Annotated in this window: 24 protein-coding genes; 10 read left to right on the top strand and 14 right to left on the bottom strand. The window is 58.1% G+C overall.

Translation table 11 applies throughout. The annotated features are described in order from the left end of the window. Positions 1-2 precede the first annotated feature (2 nt). Entirely contained in the window at positions 3-1,433 is a 1,431-nt protein-coding gene (gltX, locus tag ASF00_RS09450; RefSeq protein ID WP_055877852.1) for a glutamate--tRNA ligase, read from the bottom strand. A 39-nt stretch (positions 1,434-1,472) separates the two neighbouring features. Between gltX and ASF00_RS09445 the strand changes: the two genes are divergently transcribed. Next, entirely contained in the window at positions 1,473-2,498 is a 1,026-nt protein-coding gene (locus ASF00_RS09445) for a ComEC/Rec2 family competence protein (protein WP_235525713.1), read from the top strand. A gap of 127 nt (positions 2,499-2,625) precedes the next feature. On the opposite strand, the gene ASF00_RS09440 is transcribed toward ASF00_RS09445, so the two are convergent. Beyond that, positions 2,626-3,024, bottom strand: coding sequence for a VOC family protein (locus ASF00_RS09440; RefSeq protein ID WP_055877846.1), 399 nt, complete (start codon positions 3,022-3,024; stop codon positions 2,626-2,628). A gap of 345 nt (positions 3,025-3,369) precedes the next feature. On the opposite strand from ASF00_RS09440, the gene ASF00_RS09435 reads away from it, so the two are divergent. Then, on the top strand, positions 3,370-4,341 hold the full coding sequence (locus ASF00_RS09435; RefSeq protein ID WP_055877844.1) for an HNH endonuclease: 972 nt from the start codon (positions 3,370-3,372) through the stop codon (positions 4,339-4,341). A 108-nt stretch (positions 4,342-4,449) separates the two neighbouring features. Continuing rightward, entirely contained in the window at positions 4,450-5,166 is a 717-nt protein-coding gene (locus ASF00_RS09430) for a hypothetical protein (protein WP_156348291.1), read from the top strand. 80 nt (positions 5,167-5,246) lie between these two features. Here ASF00_RS09430 and ASF00_RS18495 read toward each other — a convergent pair whose 3' ends face one another. After that, complete coding sequence (locus ASF00_RS18495; protein ID WP_156348290.1) at positions 5,247-5,456, bottom strand: hypothetical protein; 210 nt, start codon at positions 5,454-5,456, stop codon at positions 5,247-5,249. A 120-nt stretch (positions 5,457-5,576) separates the two neighbouring features. Here ASF00_RS18495 and ASF00_RS18490 point away from each other — a divergent pair, with 120 nt between their 5' ends. Beyond that, a complete protein-coding gene (locus ASF00_RS18490) occupies positions 5,577-5,903 on the top strand; it encodes a hypothetical protein (protein ID WP_156348289.1) in 327 nt (108 codons plus the stop codon). Between the two features lie 137 nt (positions 5,904-6,040). Here ASF00_RS18490 and ASF00_RS18835 read toward each other — a convergent pair whose 3' ends face one another. Next, positions 6,041-8,449: a collagen-like protein gene (locus ASF00_RS18835; RefSeq protein WP_055877838.1), complete on the bottom strand. Its 2,409-nt coding sequence runs from the start codon at positions 8,447-8,449 to the stop codon at positions 6,041-6,043. Next, positions 8,450-9,310, bottom strand: a complete 861-nt coding sequence (locus ASF00_RS09420; RefSeq protein ID WP_082463351.1) for a hypothetical protein — start codon at positions 9,308-9,310, stop codon at positions 8,450-8,452. A 301-nt stretch (positions 9,311-9,611) separates the two neighbouring features. On the opposite strand from ASF00_RS09420, the gene ASF00_RS18480 reads away from it, so the two are divergent. Next, a complete protein-coding gene (locus ASF00_RS18480; protein ID WP_156348288.1) occupies positions 9,612-9,827 on the top strand; it encodes a hypothetical protein in 216 nt (71 codons plus the stop codon). Between the two features lie 168 nt (positions 9,828-9,995). Here ASF00_RS18480 and ASF00_RS09410 read toward each other — a convergent pair whose 3' ends face one another. Together ASF00_RS09410 and ASF00_RS18475 are read right to left on the bottom strand one after the other, a co-directional pair. Continuing rightward, complete coding sequence (locus ASF00_RS09410; RefSeq protein ID WP_055877830.1) at positions 9,996-10,223, bottom strand: hypothetical protein; 228 nt, start codon at positions 10,221-10,223, stop codon at positions 9,996-9,998. 22 nt (positions 10,224-10,245) lie between these two features. After that, a complete protein-coding gene (locus ASF00_RS18475; protein ID WP_156348287.1) occupies positions 10,246-10,803 on the bottom strand; it encodes a hypothetical protein in 558 nt (185 codons plus the stop codon). Positions 10,804-10,909: 106 nt separating this feature from the next. Here ASF00_RS18475 and ASF00_RS09405 point away from each other — a divergent pair, with 106 nt between their 5' ends. From ASF00_RS09405 to ASF00_RS09395, 3 genes are all read left to right on the top strand, one after another. Continuing rightward, a complete protein-coding gene (locus tag ASF00_RS09405) occupies positions 10,910-11,350 on the top strand; it encodes a lysozyme (protein WP_055877827.1) in 441 nt (146 codons plus the stop codon). Beyond that, entirely contained in the window at positions 11,347-11,679 is a 333-nt protein-coding gene (locus ASF00_RS09400) for an endodeoxyribonuclease (RefSeq protein WP_055877823.1), read from the top strand. The genes ASF00_RS09405 and ASF00_RS09400 overlap by 4 nt, the downstream gene beginning before the upstream one ends. A gap of 371 nt (positions 11,680-12,050) precedes the next feature. Next, positions 12,051-13,019, top strand: a complete 969-nt coding sequence (locus ASF00_RS09395) for a hypothetical protein (RefSeq protein WP_156348286.1) — start codon at positions 12,051-12,053, stop codon at positions 13,017-13,019. A 289-nt stretch (positions 13,020-13,308) separates the two neighbouring features. Here ASF00_RS09395 and ASF00_RS09385 read toward each other — a convergent pair whose 3' ends face one another. From ASF00_RS09385 to ASF00_RS18465, 3 genes are all read right to left on the bottom strand, one after another. After that, on the bottom strand, positions 13,309-13,782 hold the full coding sequence (locus ASF00_RS09385; RefSeq protein ID WP_156348285.1) for a hypothetical protein: 474 nt from the start codon (positions 13,780-13,782) through the stop codon (positions 13,309-13,311). Between the two features lie 311 nt (positions 13,783-14,093). Continuing rightward, positions 14,094-14,369: a hypothetical protein gene (locus ASF00_RS18470; RefSeq protein ID WP_156348284.1), complete on the bottom strand. Its 276-nt coding sequence runs from the start codon at positions 14,367-14,369 to the stop codon at positions 14,094-14,096. A gap of 39 nt (positions 14,370-14,408) precedes the next feature. Further along, the gene (locus ASF00_RS18465) at positions 14,409-14,894 is read right to left on the bottom strand and encodes a hypothetical protein (RefSeq protein WP_156348283.1); all 486 of its coding nucleotides are present in this window, start codon (positions 14,892-14,894) and stop codon (positions 14,409-14,411) included. Between the two features lie 479 nt (positions 14,895-15,373). Here ASF00_RS18465 and ASF00_RS09380 point away from each other — a divergent pair, with 479 nt between their 5' ends. Then, positions 15,374-15,613, top strand: a complete 240-nt coding sequence (locus ASF00_RS09380) for a hypothetical protein (protein ID WP_055877810.1) — start codon at positions 15,374-15,376, stop codon at positions 15,611-15,613. 78 nt (positions 15,614-15,691) lie between these two features. Further along, positions 15,692-16,006 (top strand): hypothetical protein, encoded by a 315-nt coding sequence (locus ASF00_RS09375; RefSeq protein ID WP_055877808.1) that lies wholly within the window; start codon positions 15,692-15,694, stop codon positions 16,004-16,006. Between the two features lie 202 nt (positions 16,007-16,208). Here ASF00_RS09375 and ASF00_RS09370 read toward each other — a convergent pair whose 3' ends face one another. The 4 genes from ASF00_RS09370 to ASF00_RS09355 form a co-directional block, all read right to left on the bottom strand. Beyond that, a complete protein-coding gene (locus ASF00_RS09370) occupies positions 16,209-16,667 on the bottom strand; it encodes a hypothetical protein (RefSeq protein WP_055877805.1) in 459 nt (152 codons plus the stop codon). Continuing rightward, on the bottom strand, positions 16,667-16,912 hold the full coding sequence (locus ASF00_RS09365; protein ID WP_055877800.1) for a hypothetical protein: 246 nt from the start codon (positions 16,910-16,912) through the stop codon (positions 16,667-16,669). The genes ASF00_RS09370 and ASF00_RS09365 overlap by 1 nt, the downstream gene beginning before the upstream one ends. A gap of 169 nt (positions 16,913-17,081) precedes the next feature. Continuing rightward, a complete protein-coding gene (locus ASF00_RS09360) occupies positions 17,082-18,596 on the bottom strand; it encodes a hypothetical protein (protein ID WP_156348282.1) in 1,515 nt (504 codons plus the stop codon). Positions 18,597-18,616: 20 nt separating this feature from the next. Further along, entirely contained in the window at positions 18,617-21,802 is a 3,186-nt protein-coding gene (locus ASF00_RS09355; RefSeq protein WP_156348281.1) for a gp53-like domain-containing protein, read from the bottom strand. Between the last annotated feature and the right edge of the window lie 143 nt (positions 21,803-21,945).

Genomic DNA, 21,945 nt, shown 5'->3' with positions numbered 1-21,945 from the left:
TATCAGCTCACCATCCGGTCGGCGATCCGACCGAGGCTCTCGTCGCGCCCGAGCAGATCGAGCACATCGAAGATCCCCGGCGACGTCTTGCGTCCCGTCAGCGCGGCGCGAAGCGGCTGTGCGACCTGGCCGAGCTTGACGCCCCGCGCTTCTGCCACGCGCCGTACCGCGCCTTCGAGCGCCTCCGTATCCCACTCGGCGAGCGCGTCAAGTTCGGCATGGGCATTGACCAAAATTGCGCTCGCTTCACCGTGCAAAAGGCTCGCCGCGGCGTCGTCCATCGCCAGCGGGCGCTGGCTGAACAGAAAATTCGAACCCTCGGCCAGTTCGTTCAAGTTTGCTGCACGCGGCTTCAGGACGGGCATTGCGCGAGTCAGAAGATCGAGTCCGCCGTCGGGCAGCCCGTGGCCGAGACGATCGGCCGCCAGTTGCGCCAGCCGCGCGTCGTCGGCCTCGCGGATGTAGTGGCCGTTGAGGTTCTCAAGCTTCTTCAGGTCGAAGCGCGACGGCGACTTGCCAACGCCCGACAGGTCGAACCATTCGACCGCCTGCGCGCGACTAATGATCTCGTCGTCGCCATGACCCCAGCCGAGCCGGAGCAGGTAGTTATCGAACGCCTCGGGCAGGATGCCCATCTCGTCGCGATACGCTTCGATGCCGACCGCGCCGTGACGCTTCGACAGCTTGGCGCCGTCGGGGCCGTGGATCAGCGGGATATGCGCGTAGATTGGCTCGGGCCAGCCCAACGCACGATAGATCGGCAGTTGGCGAAACGCGTTATTCAAATGATCGTCGCCGCGGATTACGTGCGTCACGCCCATGTCGTGATCGTCGACGACGACCGCGAGCATATAGGTCGGCGTGCCGTCCGAGCGGAGCAGGACGAGATCGTCGATCTCTTCGTTCTTGACCGTAACTGCACCCTGAACGCGGTCCTCGATCGTGACGGCGCCCTCCTGCGGCGCGCGCAGGCGGACGACGTGGGGCAGGTCGGGCGCTTCGCTCGCCGGGCGGTCGCGCCACGGGCTGCGGATGCGCAAGGGCTTCTTCGCCGCCTGCGCCTCGGCGCGCATCGCAGCGATTTCCTCGGCGGTCATGTAGCAGCGATAGGCATGGCCGTTGGCGACCATCTCATGGGCTACCTGCGCGTGGCGCTCGGCGCCGGCGAACTGCATGACGACGTCGCCGTCCCAGTCGAGCCCGAGCCAGCGCATCCCGTCGAGAATCGCGTCGATCGCCGGCTGGGTCGAGCGGACCCGGTCGGTATCCTCGATCCGCAACAGAAATTTGCCGCCATTCGCCTTTGCGAACAGCCAGTTGAACAGCGCGGTGCGCGCGCCGCCAAGATGCAGGAACCCCGTCGGTGACGGAGCGAAACGGGTAACCACGGGTGCGGCCGAATTGGCGGTGCCCGTATCAGATATTGCGCCCAACCGCGGGTGCTCCCAGACTGATGAAACAATGGAGAAACGATGGCCATGACAGCCGTCGCCGCCCCTAGCATGCGTCCTTGGCGGCGACAAATGGGCGTGCCGCGATGGGGGGCTGTCGTCGGGCTCGCCGTCGAGCGCCGGCTAGAGGCGGAGCGCGACCAGTTGGTGTTATGGTTGCCGGTCATGCTGGGTGGCGGAATCGCGTTGTGGTTCGCGCTGCCGGACCCGGCGGCGTGGTGCGTGACGATATTGCTGTTGGTGGCGAGCGGGCTTGCGTGTCTGGCCCTGGGGCGTGGCGGACGAGCGGCGCGCGCTCTGGCCGTCGGTTTGCTCACAAGCGCGCTCGGCTTGGGGCTGGTCTGGGCACGGTCTGAAGTGGTGGCGCGACCGGTGCTGGCCGGCCCGACGATCGCAAGCTTCTCGGCAAAGGTCGAGGGAATCGAGCCGCTGGTCGCGCGCAAGCTCGTCCGGTTGACGGTGCTGCCCATTGGCAAGGGCGTGGAAACCGATGGGCAGCCCGTTGCCTTGCCCTATCGCGTTCGCGTCAACTTGGCGGAAGCGGATGCACCGCACCTGCTGGGCATCGGGGCGGTCGTGCATCTTCGGGCTCGCCTGATGCCACCGCCACTCCCCGCCGTGCCGGGCGCCTACGACTTTGCGCGCGTCGCGTGGTTCGGCGGGATCGGTGCGACGGGGCGCGGCTTTGCACCGGTCATCGTTACGACGCCGAGCGACTCGGGCGCGGGCGTCCGCGTCGCGCTGTCGCATCATATCGTGTCGCGACTGGACGGTAGCGCAGGCGGTATCGCTGCAGCGCTCGCCACCGGCGACGTCGGCGCGATCAGCGAGGAGGATTCAGAGGCGATGCGCCGGGCCGGGCTCGCGCATCTTTTGTCGGTGAGTGGGTTGCATATCACGGCCGCGGTGGCGGCGACGATGGTGATCGTGCTGCGTCTGCTGGCGCTCAGTCCGTGGCTGGGGCTGCACGCCCGCCTGCCGTTGATCGCCGCGCTGGCGGGTGCGGCGGCGGCGATCGGTTATACATTGCTGACCCGTGCGTTATAGGAGTCAAACCCTTATTTTTGGCAGATTTGCGCGGCCACTGAATGTCCGGGATTGGAGGAAAGCGGATCTTCGCGGGATCGCATGATCGGGGTCCGCTATCGACAGAAGCGGACCCGTATCGAACGAATCAGGCAGGAAAATGAATTCCGCACAATTTGTTGCCGTCGGGGTCACGAAAATAGGCCAGCTCGATGGTGCCCATGGAGGCAGTTTCGCGCGGTCCCGGCGGAGCTTCTATCGAGGTCCCGCCAGCGGCAACGGCGGTATCGTGAAGCTGCTTCACCTGTTCGGGCGAGTCGCAGGAAAAGGCAACGGTGCTGCCGTTAGCGACGCTTGCCGGTTCGTCGTTGATCGGCTGGCTGACGATGAAGTTGGTTCCGTTACCATTGTTGTAGATCAGACGGGCATGGCCGCTGTCGGCGATGTTCCGCGTTCCTTCGCCTGCACCCAGGGTGGCGAGCACCGTGTCGTAGAAGCGCTTTGACCGTTCGATGTCATTCGATCCGACCATGGTGTGAAAAAGCACAGACACTCTCCTGAAGGCTGATCGACTTTCGATCGCTATTAGCAGTCTCACCTAACTGGCGCGTAACCCGCAGTCACCCCGGCCCGTGGAATGTCCGCAAGTGGGCGTCAGCGGACGTTCGAGAAAATCGCGCGGCAGTAGGCTACGGCTACAACGCCCTGACCCGTGCGTTGTAGGAGTCAAGCCCTGATTTCCCGCAGTTTTGCGCGGCTGCGTCCGTGATAGCTACGGTTGGACACTCGCGAGGCGTAAAGGTTAGAACCTATAAAAGTAGGATAGGTAGGGCCAGCAATGCCAATCGAACGGAAACCGACTTCGATAACGCGCGACAGCGTTCTCTCTGCCATGGCTGAGCACGACGGCATCGGGCGAGCCGCTTTCCTTGAGAAATATGGATTTAGGGAAGCTCGCACCCATCTGGTCTGGCACGAAGGTCGCAGCTACGACAGCAAAGCGATAGTTGGCGCTGCGTTTGGCTACCTGCCTGGACAGACTGGCGCCCTCGAGTCCGACGAGTTTTACGGCGGTCAGCCGTCGATCCGGCCTTTGCTCAGAGAGGGCTTCACATTTGATGCCCCCGAGGGTTCGAAGCTGGCCATCACCGAAAAGCTGAAGAACCCGCTTTGGACCCGCGACCAGGTGATCCTCGCTCTCGACTTATACGTGAAGCACAAGGGGCGGGATCCAGGCGTCAGTCATCCAGATGTGACTGAGGTGTCGGCCCTTCTACGTCAAATGGCGACAGAGGTCGGCTTGACCACCTACCGCAATCCGAGCGGCGTCATCATGAAGATGATGAACTTCCGCAGCGTTGACCCTGCGTTCACGAGCAAAGGGGGTAAGGGGCTCGGCGGAGCGAGCAAGCTGGATAAAGCCATTTGGGCCGAATTCTTCGGAAAGCCTCAAGACCTCGCTGTAGCTGCTGAAGCGATCCGCGAAAGCACGTTCGCCAGAATGGACGAGGACACCTTGGATGAGGTCCAAAGCTACAAGGCCAAAGAAGGAAAAGTAAGTTATCGCCTTCACCGGACGCTGGAGCGCGATCGAAAGGTCGTCGCAATCAGGAAGTCCGCTGCTCTCAAAGCTCACGGCAAATTAGAATGTGAGGCGTGCGGATTTGACTTCGTTGCCACGTATGGCCCGCGTGGATACGGCTTTATCGAGGCGCATCATACCAATCCGGTCCACGCGATGGTCGAAGGTGACGAGACCGCGCCCGACGACTTGGCCCTGGTTTGCTCCAATTGCCATCGGGTTATCCACAAGGCGAAACCATGGCTTACGGTGGCGGAGTTAAAGGCACTGCTGACCCATTGATGGTTAACGGCGACACGCTGCCGACCCGTGCGTTATAGGAGTCAAGTTGAGATAGATCGTTGCTTTTCGCAGCTATCTCGTAGACCCCGCTACAAAAGTGGAGGGATAATGCGGCACCCGATTTTGTCACCGATGCAGTGGCCAGTAGTTCATGGCGGCATGGCGCCGCTAGACATTCGGATTATGGACATGATTCCGCCGTTTCAGAACGTGTGGCACACAGCGCATTGGGAGTTGGAGAACCTCGCTCTTTTCAACCAAGCTGCATATTCGGACGTGCTGCGGCGACGTGAAGCTTTAAAGGAGCGTTCGAAGGAGATCCGAAGTTGGGTTGAGCCTCAAGACGAGGATGAGGTGGAGTTGTTCCAGATCATGTGGTCTCGGGCCAGCGATGGCGTAATTTCCGGTGAGATGGAAGTCGAAGCCATATCGCGATACGCAGACGAAGTTACGACTGTGGCTGCATGGGCGTTCGCGGAGAAAAATCTGAATAGGGGGCTGACTGAGCTAAGAGCCTTATTAGCGCTTCCTGCGGCGGGCAGTCATAGATGGCCAGACATCCAAGCCGGGTTTCAGGCGTGCGGCGTCGATCTTCCCGCGCTTGACTCATTTCCCGACGCGGACGAGTGCCGCCGCGTCAATAATGCCATCAAGCATTCGGGATTAGTTGGTCAGAGCTTAGCTCAGTCCGCCTTTTTTGCACCGCATGCTGGAGAAGAAATTAGTTCGTTAGAATTGCCTACTCAACGATACTATTTCGGAATAGCCGACTTTATCGGCGCGATGTTCGAAAGATGCTCGGAGATTGCACGAAATTTACCGTAGCAGAGTTTGGTTAACGGCGACACGCTTCTGACCCGCGCGTTATAGGAGTCAACACCAGAGTTTTCCGCGGTTTTCCGAGGCTATTGGGGCTTTTTTTTAGCCGCGTGGCAACAGCCCTCGCCTAAGATTTGTTGGCCGCGAGCCTCAAGCGCGCATTGAAGAATGCGCTCGGACGTTTCCTCGGCAGCTTCGACGCTTAGGCTGACCACAACTCCGCCCGGACCAGAAATGTGAACGCTGCCTGCTTCGGCTTTCACATCAGATGGTTCTTCGTGAATCAGACTGGTCACGCGCCGCTCCCAAAATACTCCTGTTTTAGGAACACTTTGGGTAACATGAGTTTCCGTGAAAAATCGTGAAAGTGTTTAACCTCAGATAGAATCAAGGTTGGCTGGCGAGGATGACTAGCGTTGCGCTGGCTCGATCCGTGCCCAGCCCCGGCAACGGCACTGCTGGCAGATCATGCGCGTTTGCGCTTTGTGTACGGTGGCATCCTGACCGAATTTCTCAATCAACTCCCTGCTGCGCCACGTAACGACTCGGTGACAGCGGCATCGGATGTTGGCGTGTGTGTTGCCTTCCAACAGGTCGATGAGCAGTCGGTCAGCGGCCATGTGACGGGCTTACGGTGGCTGCTCCGCGTTGAAAGCATCGCTTACATTTCAGCCGTGCTGTGGCTTGCTCGATGGTCAGCCAAGCGCCGAACATCGCCCCAAGCGTGGCTGATGGCAGATTGACCTCCCGGCCACACCTGCACTTTACCCGCATATCGGCGCGGGCCTTCACGTAATGAGCCAGGGTAGTGAAACCGTCCATGTCTCGTGGTACAAAAAGGGAACATGATTCGGCAAGGGTTATGCGAAATCGGTCTCGGTTAGAAATCCGTCAGGTATTCCACGTAAACGCGGTTCATACTCAGCGTGATCGTGGTGGCCGAGGCCGCGTTGCTGACCCAAGCGACTGGATACCAAAGGCCCGCTGTACCGATGGTGCTGTGTGCGTAAGCGAAACCGCCTTGGTTCAGGCCGCTGAACATCTGCGTGGAGCCGGGATTACACTTGAACGAGAACGTCACATTCTCGCCACCGAGATCGCCCGGCACGGTGATGGACGTTTTTGTAACCGAGCCGGTGCCACGCGACATCTGGTAGGCGTTATTGTCCGTACTATCGCAGCCGATGCCGAAGATGTTCGTCATGCTGCTGGGCTCGACGTTGCCCGGTGTGGCGGTGCTCATTGCCATACCTACGAACCAACGCTTGCCAGCCGCCCAGTTTTTCACGCTCATGCGGATCGTAACAAGCCAGCCGCCTGTGTTCGCGGTGCTGCTTGTCACAACCGCATTGGTCACGTTGAACGTGGCCTGCGTTCCAGCCGTTGCCGCCGCCACATAGTTGAGCGCGGGTTCTGCGAGCCATCGGCTATTGCTGATGTTTTGGGTGGTGGCCGTTCCCGTTGCGGCAGTGGACATGGCTTTGTTGTAAACCGTCGTTCCAGTCACAGGCTGCCATTCGCGGGTGCTGGTATAACCGGCGTGAGGTCCGAGTGCGCGCCACGGTGCCAGAGCGTAAGGGTCGCTGACTTGGAGAATGCCGTGCTGCGCCGGGTTCGCTCCACGCAATTTCGCACCACCGCCAATGTCCATGATGCCGGTTGCCGGATCAAAAGCCAAATAGCTCGCACCCAGTTTGCCATTGGCGTTTAGCTGGATCTGATTGTTGTCACCGGCGGCGGTTGCCACGCCACTGGCACCTGTTGCGCCCGTCGCTCCGGTGTCGCCCTTGTCGCCTTTGACGCCTTGGATACCTTGCGCGCCAGTATCTCCCTTGGCTCCGTTGGTACCATTCGTGCCTGTCGCACCGGTCGCGCCGGTATCGCCTTTGATGCCCTGAATGCCTTGGATACCTTGCGGTCCCATTGCTCCGGTGTCGCCCTTATCTCCCTTCGCACCAGTTCCGCCGCTGGTGGAAGTTCCCGGCGTGTTGCTAATGACTGCGCCATAATCGTTCGTGACCGAGGCAGTTTGCGCCGTCGATGAGTTCGTTACGGTAAGCTGATAGGACGGGCTCAAACGTCGGGTGAATACCTCCGTGACGAGGTTGTTGACCGGCTGATATGTGGCGAGGCTGGAGATGTTCACCGCAACTGGCAAGCCGGGGATATTGGCTTCAATAACCATGGAACTGCTGCCAATCGAACCGCCCGCAACACCCAGGAGGTCGATGTCGTACATCCACGCGTTCGCGGCAATATAGTGAGTGGCCTGATCGAGCGTCAGTGATCCCATCTTGGAGGTATCGAGTACGCCGGGGCTGCTCTCGGGCAGGACGGTAAGCGCCCACAAAGCTAGAGGCGCAGCACGGTTCTTGTTCCGCTGGCGGATCAGTTCAAAACGCTCCTGCGCGCTGAACTTGTTCGTGACGCCGTTGCGGTCGTATGCGAAATTCTCAACTAGGTAGTTGTCGCCAGCGCGAAGCGGACTGGGCAAGTCGTTCGGGTTGTACTGAACGAAACGCTGATACCGCGCATCGTCGGACGACCAAGGCAACTGCGCTTTGGTATCAACGACAGCCTCTTCAAAAATCCAACTGTTGGCCGTCGCAGGTAGCTGTTTGCCGTGGACGTAGCCCACAATATCAATCTGCTGACTGCGCGTAACAGCAAAATCAAACCCGTACTCATCTAGAAAAATGCCATCGACGCCGATCGTCGCCCAGCGGTCGATTGCGGTTTTCCGCTGCGCATCGGTGTTGCTGGGTCCCATGCGGACGTAGCCATAAACCTTCGTACCGCGCGTCCTGAGCCCGTTAATGATCTGAACAGTGGAGGCGTAAACCTCCTGATCTGGATTCTCATACCCCGCACCGCAGACATAAACCTGATACTTGGACATCGCGTCGATGACCGCGTTGGTCTCCCAGATGCCCTTAAAGCCAATGGGGTAGCCATAGTAGAATAGCACCGACGGCTTGCGCAGTGGCTGAGCGGCAGCGGTCTTCAGACTGTCGAAGCGCACGCTCTTTGTCGTCGCAGAGTTCGAGTCCAACAACACGATTTGATCGGCGCTGCTGGGTTCGGACTTGAGGGGAGCATTGCGGACGGCTTGCTCGGCTTCGCCTTGTTTGGCGAATGTCTGATAGCTGCTGGTGCCCGTACCAACCGCGTAACGGTTCTCGTCCGTGATAAAGTAGGGCTCACCCGCGAGCAGCGCGAGAGCAGTAGCTTGCGCGTTCAGGTTTGCCCGTGTTGTCCTGATGAAACGGATAGTGGAGTTGCGACCCATTTAGAATGTGCCTCCGTCCAACGTCACGCCGTTGATCGATCCGCCCGTGATCGCCACAGCCGATGCGTTCTGAACAGCCATCGTGCCCAGGCTGAGATTGGTGCGCGCGGCAGCAAAGTCGGTGAGGTCCGATAGGTTGCTGGCCTTGGTCAGCTTGCCGTCAACGGTCGTAGTCAGCGCCGATAGGCCGCTCATGTCGTTCTGGATAAGCGTCTGTAGCTCGCTGAGCGTATCGTATGCCGCGCCCGCGCCACCGATGAGGTTGCTAATAGCCGTGCCGACGAACGCCGTAGTCGCCAACTGAGTGTTGTTGGTTGCCGACGTTGCCGTTGGAGCCGTTGGCGTGCCGGTGAACGCAGGGCTGGCGCTGTTGGCCTTAGGGCTGACTGCCGTGCTGACAAACGCGGTCGTCGCAAGTTGCGTGGTGTTCGTACCTGCTGATGCTGTTGGAGCGGCTGGCGTACCTGTAAACGTGGGCGATGCCTTATCGGCCTTGAGCCCCACACTTGTAACGGTCGCCACGACGGCGGTGTCGGCGGCGATCGTGCCACTATTGATCGTGATGCCCGATCCAGCCGTGTAATTGGTTCCCGTCTGTGGCGCTGGTCCCCAAACGGGGTTGCCGTTGGCGTCTACGCTGAGGACCTGACCGGACGCTCCGTTGAGGGGCAGGCGGTGCTTGGCGTCGTAATCATCCTTCGCGAAGCCCCGGATGCTGGTTGCGGTGCCTGTTCCGTCATCGCCAAAGCCAGCATACAGGATGCCATCGACCATGTTATAGGCCAGTTCGGCGGACTTGAGGCTCGATGGAGCGCCGGCAGCGCCAGTGACGCGACGATTGATGCGTAGTGTAGTTGCCATTAGAAATTACCTCCATCGAGGATTGTTGGAATGAGAGCCGTGCCGGAAAGGCCGGTTTCGCCGCGAACGCCTTGCGGCCCGGGCGGGCCGCTGCTCACCAGCTTGATCGATTGCGAGGGTTGCGAACCGATTGTGAGTTTGGGAGCCAACTTGCCTTGAAGTTGAATTGTTTGACGGACAGTTCGAATCTGGATCACGGCTTGAACCCCGTGGCATCGATCGTGCCGCTTAGGAGAACTGTGTTGTCCGATCCCTGAGTTAGCAGGAGGACGTATTGGCGCGGCTTGGTTAGGCTCTGCGCGTGAAGTTCCGTGAAGTGGAGCAACCGGCCTTTGGCCTTGTTGGGATCGCGGTCGGGGACGAGGGTAAAGCCCTTGTCTACGATAAAGCGGAGGTCCGCTTGGCTGATGTCGATCTCTACGCCCTGGTCATCTACCCAACTCAAGGGGATATATTCGTCAGCAGCGCGATTGAGTGTGATGTTTCCCAAGGCGTCAATCATACGTCTATTTATTGACAGGGCAGTCATGGCAATGGCCGGGTTGCCCCGGCCATGCGTTAGAGTTCCAAGTACAAGTCGATGAGCGCTTGCCCAAGTAGCTGGGCGATTGGACAGTGCGGGTCTTTGCGTAACAGCGCCACTATGTCCTGGCGGTATGCGTCGATTTGCTCTTCCAGCGTTAGTTCAGCGGCCACGGCGTAGGTCCTCAACGATTACTTTGTACGCTTGGCTCTGCTGATTGTAAGCGGCCATCACGGCATCAAGCGCTTTAGTTGTATCGTCGATCACCCGTTTGATGGATTCGGGGATCGTAGGCTTTAGTGGCTTGATGTGCGCAACATTGGCTTCAATGCGGTTCATGCGCTCGATGAGGCTGCTGAACATCTGACGGGTTTCTTCTTCGAATGTCATTGGGAGTTTGCTCCTCTTGGTTTTAGTGGATCGTTGGACCGCCATCGCGTGGCTTGCCCCAGGTATCGAACAGCGTTGGTACGAGTGCCTGCGCTGGAGTTAGGCCGCGCTGTAGTCGCTGGCGCAGCGTCCTGGCGTTGATGTTCAGCAGCTTTGACCACTCGTATAGGCTGAGGGTCTGGTCATTGAGTGTGACTAGCGGACTGTCAAAAGTACGAGTCTTCTTGCCATCGTAGCAAAAGACGGTGTGAGTTTTTGAGCCCCATCCCAGGTCGATGATGCGGGGTTTGGTAGGACGGCGATTGCGCTGCTGGACTTTGCGTGAGGTCCAAGCGAGGTTGCCCGGTTCATAGCCTTTGGTGTTGTCCACTCGATCGAGCGTAAGGTCGGCGCTTGGCTTGCGTCCAACTGAGGCTAGGAAGTTCCAGAAGCCATCTGGGCCAAGGAAGGACTCATGTACTTGAAGTCCGCGACCCCCGTAGTCCTTGTACTGAGCGTTCTTGGAGTTGGAGCAACGGTGCCTTGCGTTGACCAGTGCGTCGTATTCGACTTTGAAATCCTTCTTGCGTAGTTTTGTCATTGGCTCCTCCACGGAGTAGTTTTCTGTTCTCCAATCTATTTATTCTCTGACTTACCGAGTTAAGTACGCACACAAGTAGCCAAGTGCGCGAAATGATAGATACGGGATGGAAACTTCATTCCGTGCCGGTCTTGGCCTCGTAAAGACATTCGAAGGCTGTAAACTTACTGCCTATCTTTGCCCCGCGGGCGTCCCAACTATCGGATACGGCAGGACGCGCGGCGTCAAACTCGGCCAGCAGATCACGCAAGTTCAAGCCGACACTTGGGTTGGGCAGGAGTATGATGAGTTCGAAGCGGCAGTTCGCAAGCTGTTGCGCGTGCCTGTGTCGGCCAACCAACTGGGCGCGCTTGTCAGCTTCGCATACAACTTGGGGTCGGGCGCTCTCGCGGGTTCTACGCTACTCAGGAAGCTCAACGCGGGCAACTACAAGGGTGCCGCTGCGCAGTTTGCGTCTTGGGACAAGGCACGCGTTAACGGGGTTCTGAGGGCATTGCCGGGGCTGACAAAGCGCCGTGCTGCTGAAGCTGCGCTGTTTCTCAAGTGAGCGGCTACCGCAATCCATTCGAAGCGCGTTGCGGTCGCGACCTGGGACCCGGCTTCGCCTACGAGGCGGTCAAGCTGTCGTATGTCCTCGAATGTACCTACCTGCCGGATTTTATCGATCAGCAAAGCAAGCGCATCGTTGAGGCCAAGGGTTTGTTTGATGCCGGGGATCGCCGCAAGATGCTGGCCGTCAAGCGTGCCTATCCGGAGTACACAATCGAAATGTGGTTCACCAACCCGGACAAGACGATCAGCAAAGCCAGTAAGACGACCTATCGTTCATGGTGCGAGAAGCATGGCTTCATCGTCAAACAAGGTCCGCGTAAATAGGTGTGATGACGCAACGCTTAACAAGGGCTGCTCAAGTCGCGTTATCCTTTCCGGGGCGTCGTTCTACAGTTGTGGAGCGGCGCTTTTCTACGAACGAAAATGGCAGAACTGCGTGGTGTCCCGATTTTGTTTGGTTAACGCTAAAATATTGCTTGCCAAGCCCCGAACATCGGCTAGAAGGGTCCTCGTCGTCACTAACGACAAACGACGCTTTGCCAGTGGGGCATCCGATCTGCGGATCGAGAGAGGGTTCGAGTCCCTGAGAATGTCTCCGAGAACGTCCACCGAGTTCCGTACGTCCGTGCTTATATAGCGCGGCGTGCCGTAGGCATGTCTGCTTGCGGGAGGTGGTTTCTTAGGAGATCATTTTCGTGTCCGACCTTACCCTCACTGCCACGCCAACCGCTCACCAGCCCACGGCTGTTGGCCTTGCCCAACCAGGCACGTTTGTCGATCCGGCTCTGAACACCGACGCATCTGTGCGTGCGCTGGTTTCGGCGCAGCAGACAACCTTTCAAAAGTCCCGAGGTAGTCATGCGCTCGCGTTGATGGTTGCGACAGCGTATATTGCGATCCGCAAAATCCTCGCGAATGCGACTGCCGACACTCAGGCAGCTATTCTGGACGAGCATGGCGTCCCGGCAGCTTCGAACGAAACGTCCGTATACACACCTTGGATCAAGGTTCAGTGGGGTGAGCATGATTTGAACGGTGCCACCTTCAAGGATGGCACCGGTACCAAGCGTGCGCTGTGGGTGCCCGATCGCAGCATGGAGATCTACCACCATACAATGGAGGCGCTGGCCGAGCGCGGAGTTGAGACTCAGGATGCCAAAGCGGTCGCGAAAATCATCATGGCGTCCAAGGGGTCGCTCGTTATGGCCAAGGAGCGGCAGCGATCTCTGAGCAAGGACCGCAGGGAAGCTGCATCAGCGATCTCCGAGCAAAAGTGCGCGGTTTTCCTCGAGGAAACTATGCGGGAAACCGTGTCGATCAACATCGATCTTCCTGACGATATGGGAGAATATGCGACCATCCTGGTACGTCATATCGCGGACACTATCGATTTCGAAGTGTTGGGCGTGGCGGACAAGAACGCCAATTCTGCGCTCGCCAAGCTGGCCAAGGAGCAGTTTAGCGATCTTATGCAGAGGAAAACGCTGCGTGAGCAGGCCGAGCGCAACGAGCGCGAGATTGAACGCCGACTAGCAGAGCAGAAGGAGCAATTGCTTGGCGGCATGACTCCGGACGCACGGAAGGCGATGATGTTGCGGGTCAGCAAAACGGCCAAAGCTGCTTTTGCCGAAACGCGGGCGGTCACCAAGCAGAGCGCAGCCTGAGACCACGTGGAGCGAGGAAACTCGCTCCATACTCTACGGAGGATACCATGACACTAAATGACGTGGAGCGCGCAGTCATCGCACGCGCCTTGGATGCGCTTGTCAAAGACCCGGCGCACAAACATAGCGCTGATCTCATACGGCGTATCGCGGGTGATGACGCCGCAGCACAAGTTGCCTTGCTGAAAGCCGATTTTGTCGCGGCCAATAGGGCAGCCAAACAAGACGGTGGGAGTTTGCTGTCGGCCAGCGCGGCTGACTATTGGCGGGAGGCTCAAGCTACGCTTAGTTATGGCGGGATGGTATTGGCCAACGCTTGGTACTCCTCAACGTCGTTACAACCGGCTTCCATCTCGCGCAGCTTGGAATCCAGGACAGCATGAAGGTGCGACTTCCAGGTGCTGACCTCGTGAAACTCCTGAACGATCGCCTGATAGCGCGGGTTGGACTTGGCATCAGTGACCTGCTTGGTCGTCAGCTTGATCTGCTGGCCGTCCCACCCAAACTCCTTCTTGCCTGGAATGCGGTTTTTGATGTTCTCGACAAATGTCTTGCTCTGCGCATCGCTGAGCGGAAGACCGTCGAGCAGAATTTTGATGTAGGCTTTGGTATGGCGAATCGTGTCGCTGTTGCTTTTCTGACTGCGATGGCTGTCCGCCGCGCCATCGAGCAACTGGATTGCCAGGGATAGCCAGCGAGGGCTCTGAACGCGCGGACGAACAGTAGTTGCGTTTGACGCATTGTCAGCAATAATATGAAGCATAGTAGTCTCCTAATCACAGAAGAACCCGCTTGTGCGGGTCCAGGACACAAGCGGGTCAAAGTTCTTCGCGATTAGAAGAGCATCAGGTATCCGCTGTCATGAGCGACAGCTTTTGGACCCTGCTGCTCACCGACTATTTATACGATCTGCCCTAAATCGGCGTCATTATAGAAATGCTCTGCAAGTGCGGGACCCACAAGTTCAGGCGTCGCAATCCTGCCCCTGTGAACCCCGCTACGGGGCCAGCGCGCATGAGGGATACGCAACTAGCCCCGATCCCGTTATGGCCCTGTACGACCCGCTAGTCGGGACTAGCGCACATTCTCACTGAGCCATGTGGTTAGCTGGTCCCGGTCTAACGCTGGGAAATTGCGCAGCAGCGGCGCAGCTTCAGCACGATCGGCAAAGTCGATTACCTCCTCGCAATCGTCGGTATAAGGGCTCACTTCCAAGCGGCCTGGGTAATGCCGCAATGAGTATCCGGCGTTGCGCTCGTCTTGGCACTGCTGACTGTACGCAAGTGTATAGGTACCACCTCCTATCGTGGACATGCTTACAATCTTGGTATCGGAGAACTTGTATGTCATGGACTTTCCTTTTTTTATGGCGGTAGGCTTTTGGTCTGCCTAGGATACTATTCCGGGAACGGTTTTTAGCTTTCGCCCCCGCAAGGCCTTCGTTGCCTTCTGATCGCCCGCAGCAATTTTTGCCGCACGAGCTGCTTTCCGTTTTTGGGCAGCTTCGCTCTTCGCGCTGCTAACGTGCACTTTACGCTCGCGGTTCTGGCGAGCCTCCTCGGCTAGTCGGCCCTTTTCGGTGTACTGTTGAAGGATGCCCCCGAGGCGTTGGACAATTACCGACCGATCCTGGCCGTCCGGCTCGACAAGGCTTGCCAGGACTCGAAGTTGAGCCTCGCCCAGCGGGTTTGGAACTGGTGCGGACCCTTTGAAGCCAACTTCCAAAAGCGGAAAGAAACAGTCGCGCGTATTATGCCAGCGGTCATCCCAGTTGTCGGGGTCGCCATCAATGTACGGCCTAAACTTGCCCTTCTCTGAGTCCGGCACGCGTCCGTCGAACGAAGCGAGAAGGTTCTCGCATTTGCGTGACAGCACGGTCTCCCTTCCGGGAGACGGGTTGATTGCCAGGATGTACGACGATATCAAGGCGTACGACTGGTAATCAATCAGTGAGCGGATTTACTGAATGGCTAAACTTAGTGAGCGTTTAGTAGTCAATCAGTAAGCGTTCAGTAAGATTCAGTAAGCGTTTAGTAGGCGTTCAGTGAGCGTTTAGTAAAAAATAGACCCTAGACCACTAGAGAATCTGCGGTTTTTGAACCCTCTACGCTACGTTACTTTACTTTACGATAAGAAACGATAGCGCGGCGCTCAGGCCGCTCCCTTACGTTCGCAAATGGCCTGGCTCCGCTCGTAAGCCTGGGCTTCGCCAACCCAGGACTTGACCGCCAGAGCTAGAGGCATTCGCCTCGCCTGGGCTCGCTCGCTCACCCAGGACGAGGAAAGAGAAGTTGGCAGGGAGTAGGCGCGGCGGCGGCGTAGAAAGATCGGAACAACCCGACAAGGAGCAACAAATGAAAAGCATGAACCGAAACGGCAAAACGTACTGGCTGGTGGACGTGTGGGAGTACGAAGACCTTAGCGAACGCATCCGATCCCTGGTCGGTGATCCGCGCATCAAGGACGGCGAACACGAATTCGTTGAACGAATGGCGCAGCAGAGCGCCAGTCCCAGTTTCAATATCAGCAACCCGCAAGCGGCGTGGCTCGACAAAATCCTTTATCGGTGCGGGAAGGCGACGATCTTTCCATAAACGATCACGGTGAAGCCCAGGGCGTTGCCATCCAACTGATCACGCCTATCTTCACCCCTCAACAAAAGGGAGACTGTCATGGGCGCGAGTTACGCACGCGAGAAGTTGAACAACGCCGTCTATTCGCTCGCGACGGGCACAGAAACGATCCAGCGGCGGCTTGTAGATGCGATGATTGCTATGAGTGCCGTCAGTGACCGCGACTTTGAGGGGGAGCGGCTTGAGCAATGGCAGAGCATTTTCCAGCGCGCCAGCGCCACAGAGACCGGCCCCTACGACGGCAGTTATCAGAACACGCTATTTCCGATGAACGACGATGATGCCGTTCAGTTAGCGCGGGATATTTGCGAGCTGAACGCCATGATGGATCTGGATGCTGAGTTTGAGGCTTAACCGGTTTTCACCTCGCGACCTTACAAACTAATTTGAACACGAAGCCCCGGTCCAGGATGTTGGACCGGGGCTTCGTCATGTCAGCGTTTCCGCTTGGGCTGCGTTATAGTCAGCAACTGCCGTAATACGTCCTCGATATCCGGGGGCAGTTCACCCGTCGATACAAAGGCTCGCAGAAGGATCCGCTGCGCGTCCGCTTTCGTCATAGATCGCCGGTATCACCGGTCAGAGGCCTTTGACCTTCCGCCATGCGGATGCGTTCTTTCATGCGCTTTAGATCGGCTTCAACGGCGTCCGCACGGGCATCCTGGCGGGCATTCTGGGTCCTGATGTCGGAAAGCTGCTGCGTGGCCGTTCCTTGCGTCTGCTGGAGGTCTGCAATGCTTTTTTGAAGCTGGTCCACGTTGGCGCTCATCTTCGTCACCGTCGTGTTGAGGCCGTTGACGCTCGATCCGACCCAGCCAAACACGCCAAGCATGATGACGCCGATCAATACGACGATACCTCCGACGATTAGCTTTGTGACCCCAGCGTCACCGTCTCGATCTACCGCAGGAGCGACGACAGCGACGGGCGCGGGTGTCGGGTTCATCACCGCCATCATCTGAATGATTTCGCTGAGCGTGACCGGCTTGTCGTTGTTCTGGTTATTGCCGCTCATCACGCGCCCTCCACGGGTACGGGGTCCTGGGGGCCATTTGCCACCTTTACCGGCTGAGGTTGATCCGGCTCGGTCGTGCGGGGCTTAAACGTGCCCAGGACGCCGACGAGGCCGGTTGTGAGGCCGCCAAAGCCCAACGCTTCCGCATATTTCCCGTAGAAGGCCAATACGGCGGCGATCGTCGCGAGGTAGCAGATCGCGGCGACCAGCACCGCAAACGCAACGAGGGTCTGACGCTCGCTCACTTACGCGTGGTCGACTTCTTGAGTACGACGACGGTTACGACTTCGCGAGCGATGCTGCGAACCAGTTCCGACTTGAGTAGCTTTTTGAGTCCAGTTAATTTCATGCGATCGTCCTCCAGAGAGGCCCCCAAGAGTGGCGTTCGCTACTATTTAACGTCAGACCGCCCGCTCACCCGTTGGACGTACTTTTCAACAGCTTGGAAGACGCGCTGCTGATCGTCACGGCTTGCTTGGTGTCGCTGTTGGTGATTGTCAGTCGGTAGTCCCGCGACAAGTCCCGATACGCCACTGCTGTGACAAGGTTTGAGAACACGGGATTTTGCGCCATCTCCGCCGTGTTCACTTCCGGTGGCAGTCCAGGAAAGAACATCTCAACTGGCTTACTGCCCGCGCCAAACGTGTATGCGCCCGCGCCAACGGCATCCAGATCGAACATGAAGGCATTGGCCGCAATGTAGTCGGGCACATCGGAGTAGGGTAGTGAACCCATCTTGCTAAAGTCGATGGTGCCGTAGGCGTCGGTGCGCTCGGGAAACACGGCCAGTCCCCAAATCAACATAGGACTTTTCAGCTTCTTGTTTCGAAGCGCGATCAAATGGTTGCGCTCCTGGACATCGAACTTGTTCGCAGGGCCGAGGTAGTTGTAAACGAAGTTCTCAATCAGATAGCTGTCACCGGGCTTATGAGGCGAAGGCAGATTGTTGGGGTTCATATTGGCAAAGTTCTGGTATCGGAAGTCGTTGCTGGGCCATACGAGTTCGTTGATATTGTCGCAGACGGCATCCTCGAAGATGAAGGCGTTGGCGCAGATGGGCAGTCCCCGCGAGTGCGCGTAGTCCACGATAACAATCTGCTGCGCACGAGTTACCTGATAGTCGAAACCGTACTCATCGAGAAAGATGCCATCGACGCCAATGTCATGCCACTGGTCGATGCCCTCAATCTTTTGCGCGATGGTTTGGCTAAAGCCCATTGGCACATAGCCGTAAACCTTCGTTCCCTTGGCTCGCACTCCCTTGATGATCTGGACGGTTGAGGCATACACCTCCTGCGTGGGATGCTGATAGGTGTCTCCGCAAACCCAGATATCGTACTTGCTGATGGCTGCGATAACGGCATCGACGTTGTACAAGCCGTTGAGCGCAATCGGGTAGCCGTAATAGACGAACAGGCTGGTGATGGTGTTTGGTTTTGCGAGCGTGCTGCGGAGCGTGTCAAAGCGGACGCGCTTCAACTTGCTGTTGTCCTCGCTATCGATCATCGCGACCTCATCCTGAACGGACGGCTTGTTTTTACTCGGCGCACCCTCGATGGCCTGGACGACATTCTCGCTGTTTCCGTCGCCACCCTTGGGGCCAGCGGGACCAGCGGGGCCAGCCGGTCCAACACCGATGCGCGTTAGATCGCTGGCGACCTTCAACACGCTGAGGGTCTGCTTGGTCAAATCCAGGTTGTTTGCTGCGATCGGCGCAACGACGTAGCTGCGCGCATTGGCAGTGGGGCCGTTGTAGGGCTCCAGGAGCGTGATGCTAGTTGGGCTATTGATCGACGCTACGGGATAGAAGCCGCCCGCGATGACAAGTGCCACTCCATCGTAAGATGGAATCCAGTTTGTGTTATTGCCCGTGACTGCCGTTGAGCCGGTAGTTACGTTGATCGTTCCTGCTGTTTCGAATATCGCCATCCACTATTTAAGCGGACACGTTATCTTCCAATCGCGAACCAGTCGAAGCCGTCCAGGTACTGGTCGTCCCGACGCGCGGCCTGTGTTGCGACAGAGGCACCGTACTGGCTGGGCTGACCGATGATCTGAATCCACAAGTCCCGTTCGTTGTTGAACGTGTTTAGGTACGGGGTCGCCTGGAAGCTCAAACAAATCGACGGGAAGGCGATTGGAAAGCTGACGTAGAACACCGCTTCGTTTCGGATGGTCTGACGATACCGACCCCACATCATGTACATTCCGCCGGGCAATGCCTGATATCCGCCAGCGGGATCTAGGAGTGACTGCTTGTTAATGAACTCGAAGTCGATGGCACCGGCTTTGATGTTATCGGCACGGACGTTGGGCATGTAGACGCCCTGAGCATCGGCCTGGAAGACCGGCATCGTTCCAGCGCCCGGTACATTGATTTGAAAAGCATCCGCGTTGAACACGACGGCGGATTTGCCGTTGCTAGAAGCCAGCCCCATACCGGCGACCGCAACGACGCCGTTGGCTTCGCTCTGTACCTTCAAAACATACTGGGCACCGATGCCGTCTACCTTGTTGGCGTAGGTAGTAAACGACTGCTCAAGAGACGCGCCGTTTACGTTATCCAATCGCGCTTTGAGGTTGAGTGTTTCCTGTGCGCGTGCCCCGTTGTTATCGACTTCCGCTTTGTCGATGCGCTGAACTGCTGCTTCCAGATTATAGATGTTGCCGCCGGGCTGAACCAAACCCGTGATGGAAGCAGACAGTGCGTCTGCGCGAAGTGCCTGCGCATAGTCGCCATCAATGACCGCCTGACGAGTATCCCGGATTGCGCCCTCGTAGGCGGTCTTCACGTCGCCAACTTCCTTTGTGATCCTGCCACCCAGCGTCGAGATATCTGCGGCAACGATGGCGTCGCCAGCCTGATAGAGCCGCTTCACGTCCTTGATCTGGGCATCACGGATGGTTGCCTCACCGGCCACGCCAGCCGCGATGCGGGCACTAAGTTCACTGATTTTCTCAATGCGGATTGTGCCGTCTTCGTTGAGGATCAGGGTTTCGAGATTGCGAACAGATCGCTCGTTGCGGTCGAACAGGTCTTTGCTAGTCGTGAGGCTTTGCGCGCCATAATCCAGCGTGACCTTGGCGATGTCGTCGATAGGCTTCTGAAGGAGCTGGGTTAGGCGGGCTGCGGTAAAATTGGCCGTTGTGGCATCGGCAGCGGCCTTGGCTGCGTCTGCTGCTACCTTGGCGGCATCTGCTGCCAGCTTCGCCGCTGCCGCATCCGCCGCCGCCTTGTCGGAGTTTGCCTGTGCGGCCTCCGCAGCCGTGCGCGTCTTGGTGTAAATGGCGTTGAGGAGGTCTTGGCGGCTCGTAAAGTAGCGGGTCCAGACGGCGTTGAACGCCGCACGGTCGATGGGCGTGTCCTGCGTGCTGTCGTTATACGCAGGGTTCAGGGCGTTGAGGTACGAGACCAGGGCGTCGTAGGCATCACTGTATGCCGTCCGTTCAACGGACAGGCTGAACTCCGCACCCTTGTTTAGCAATCCCATCCGCTCGGCGGTCGCGTTGGCAAACCGCAAAACCACATCTGCCTTCTCGCTGCGATCGAGAATGCCGTCTGCTTCGATGGCCGTGAGGCGAAGCTTGGCAGCTACGGTGTCAGCAGCAGCCTGATCGGCTGCGGTCTTGGCGTTTGCGGCATCAAGTGCGGCCTTGGCGGCGTCAGCTTTGGCTTGGTCAGTGTCGGACAGCAATTGGACGACAGGGCGACCGCCCACGTTCGTACCAACAGGGGCGCCAACGGTTGCGTTATCCTGTGGCTTATTGGGTCCTGTTGTCCCGTCCCAGGTCGCCGTAAAGCCCGAGCGACCAGCCAATGCGTTGAGCAGGTTTTGCTTGGCCAGCCAGTAATCCCGCCAGCGAGCATCGAAGGCGGCGCGATCAATCGGCGTATCAAGGGTGGTATTGGTGTAGCTGGGTGCCAGGCCCTCCAGGTAGCTTCTGAGATTGGCGAACGCGTCCGAGAGGATGGCGCGTTCAAACCGCACGTCCACATTGGTGCTCTGGTTCTGGAGACCCGTTTGCTGCGCGCTTTCGGCAGAAAAGGTCTGAACTAGCTGGACCTTTTCAGATCGATCCAAGATACCATCGTTAACAATTGCGTCTAGACGATCCTTGGCGACCTTGCTGTCGTCGCGTACCTGCTGCGCCAGTTCCAAGGCGGCAGCGGTTTGCGCAGCGGCGGCAATCTGCGCATCGCTGATCTGAGCAAGTGCGGGACTGACTTCGCCTTCGCTATGGACGTTCCAGCAGCGGCGGTATCCAACGCTCGCCTTGTAAACGGGTCCATTGGCGTTGAGTTCTTTGATGCTGCGTACAAGCGGGAACGTGCTGCGATCGTCGTTCAGGACGATCGCAGTTTGTGGCGCATAATAATCGCCTACCTGCCAAATGCCTGTGCCGTCTGCGTAGATGTAGCCACCGGCCTGGAACACCATGTTGCGAACAGTGTCCAACACCTCCGCTTGATCGGTGAGGTAGAGGCTCCAGTTGGTACCGGAGAAGATGGACAGGTTGCCAATATTGGCCGGTTGAATACCCGCAACGCCCAGCATGACGCGTGCGATGGTCGCCACGTCGGTATTGCCAACGACAACATCGGCGCTGATTTTTTCGCGAGGAGCGCCGCCGATACGAAACATGCCTTGCGCCAGGCAGGTAGCATACTCCGCTGGTAGGAGGGTTAGGGCCGCGAGTGTGTCATAGCTGGCAACGTCGCCCTTGAACTTGGCAGAGTCGAATGCCTGCGCGAACTCGTAAACGTAAGGAATGGCTGAAACGGGACCGTAGCCGTGAACTTGATAAATGTACTTCGCGCCATCAACGAGTACGGGGGCGACGGTTTCGCAGGTACCAAAGGCGCGGGGCTTGAGCGTGCCCTTCATGGAAACCATGCCGTCGGCACCACCAGTGCCGCCATAAGTCAGGTTCAGGAGAGGTACCGTTAGGCTGCTCTCGGGACCGAGGAGCGCGATAGTCGCTTTGTTACCAGTGCGGTCTAGGCTACTGACGTTGCCTTCAAACTGCTGGGTATAGCTGGCAAAAGGCTGACCTTCTTCACCAACGAAAATGCGAGCAGCCGCGCCGCTCCATTCGTATCCACCCCAAGTCTCGTTGCCAAAGTCCTTGTTCAACCAGAACTCCACGCTGCCCCAACTGGTGTCGATGGGGCTTAGAACGCCGTCTCGACCGAAGTTACGGCTTCGCGTGTGACGCTTTGTGATACAGGGGAGCCACGGGACGCCGTTAAGCTGTGTGGTGGCCGATCCCGATGCGG

Source organism: Sphingomonas sp. Leaf34, assembly GCF_001421805.1.
GTDB lineage: Bacteria > Pseudomonadota > Alphaproteobacteria > Sphingomonadales > Sphingomonadaceae > Sphingomonas.
The sequence above is the reverse complement of the archived record's forward strand: the minus strand, read 5'-3'. Positions and strand labels throughout refer to the sequence as shown.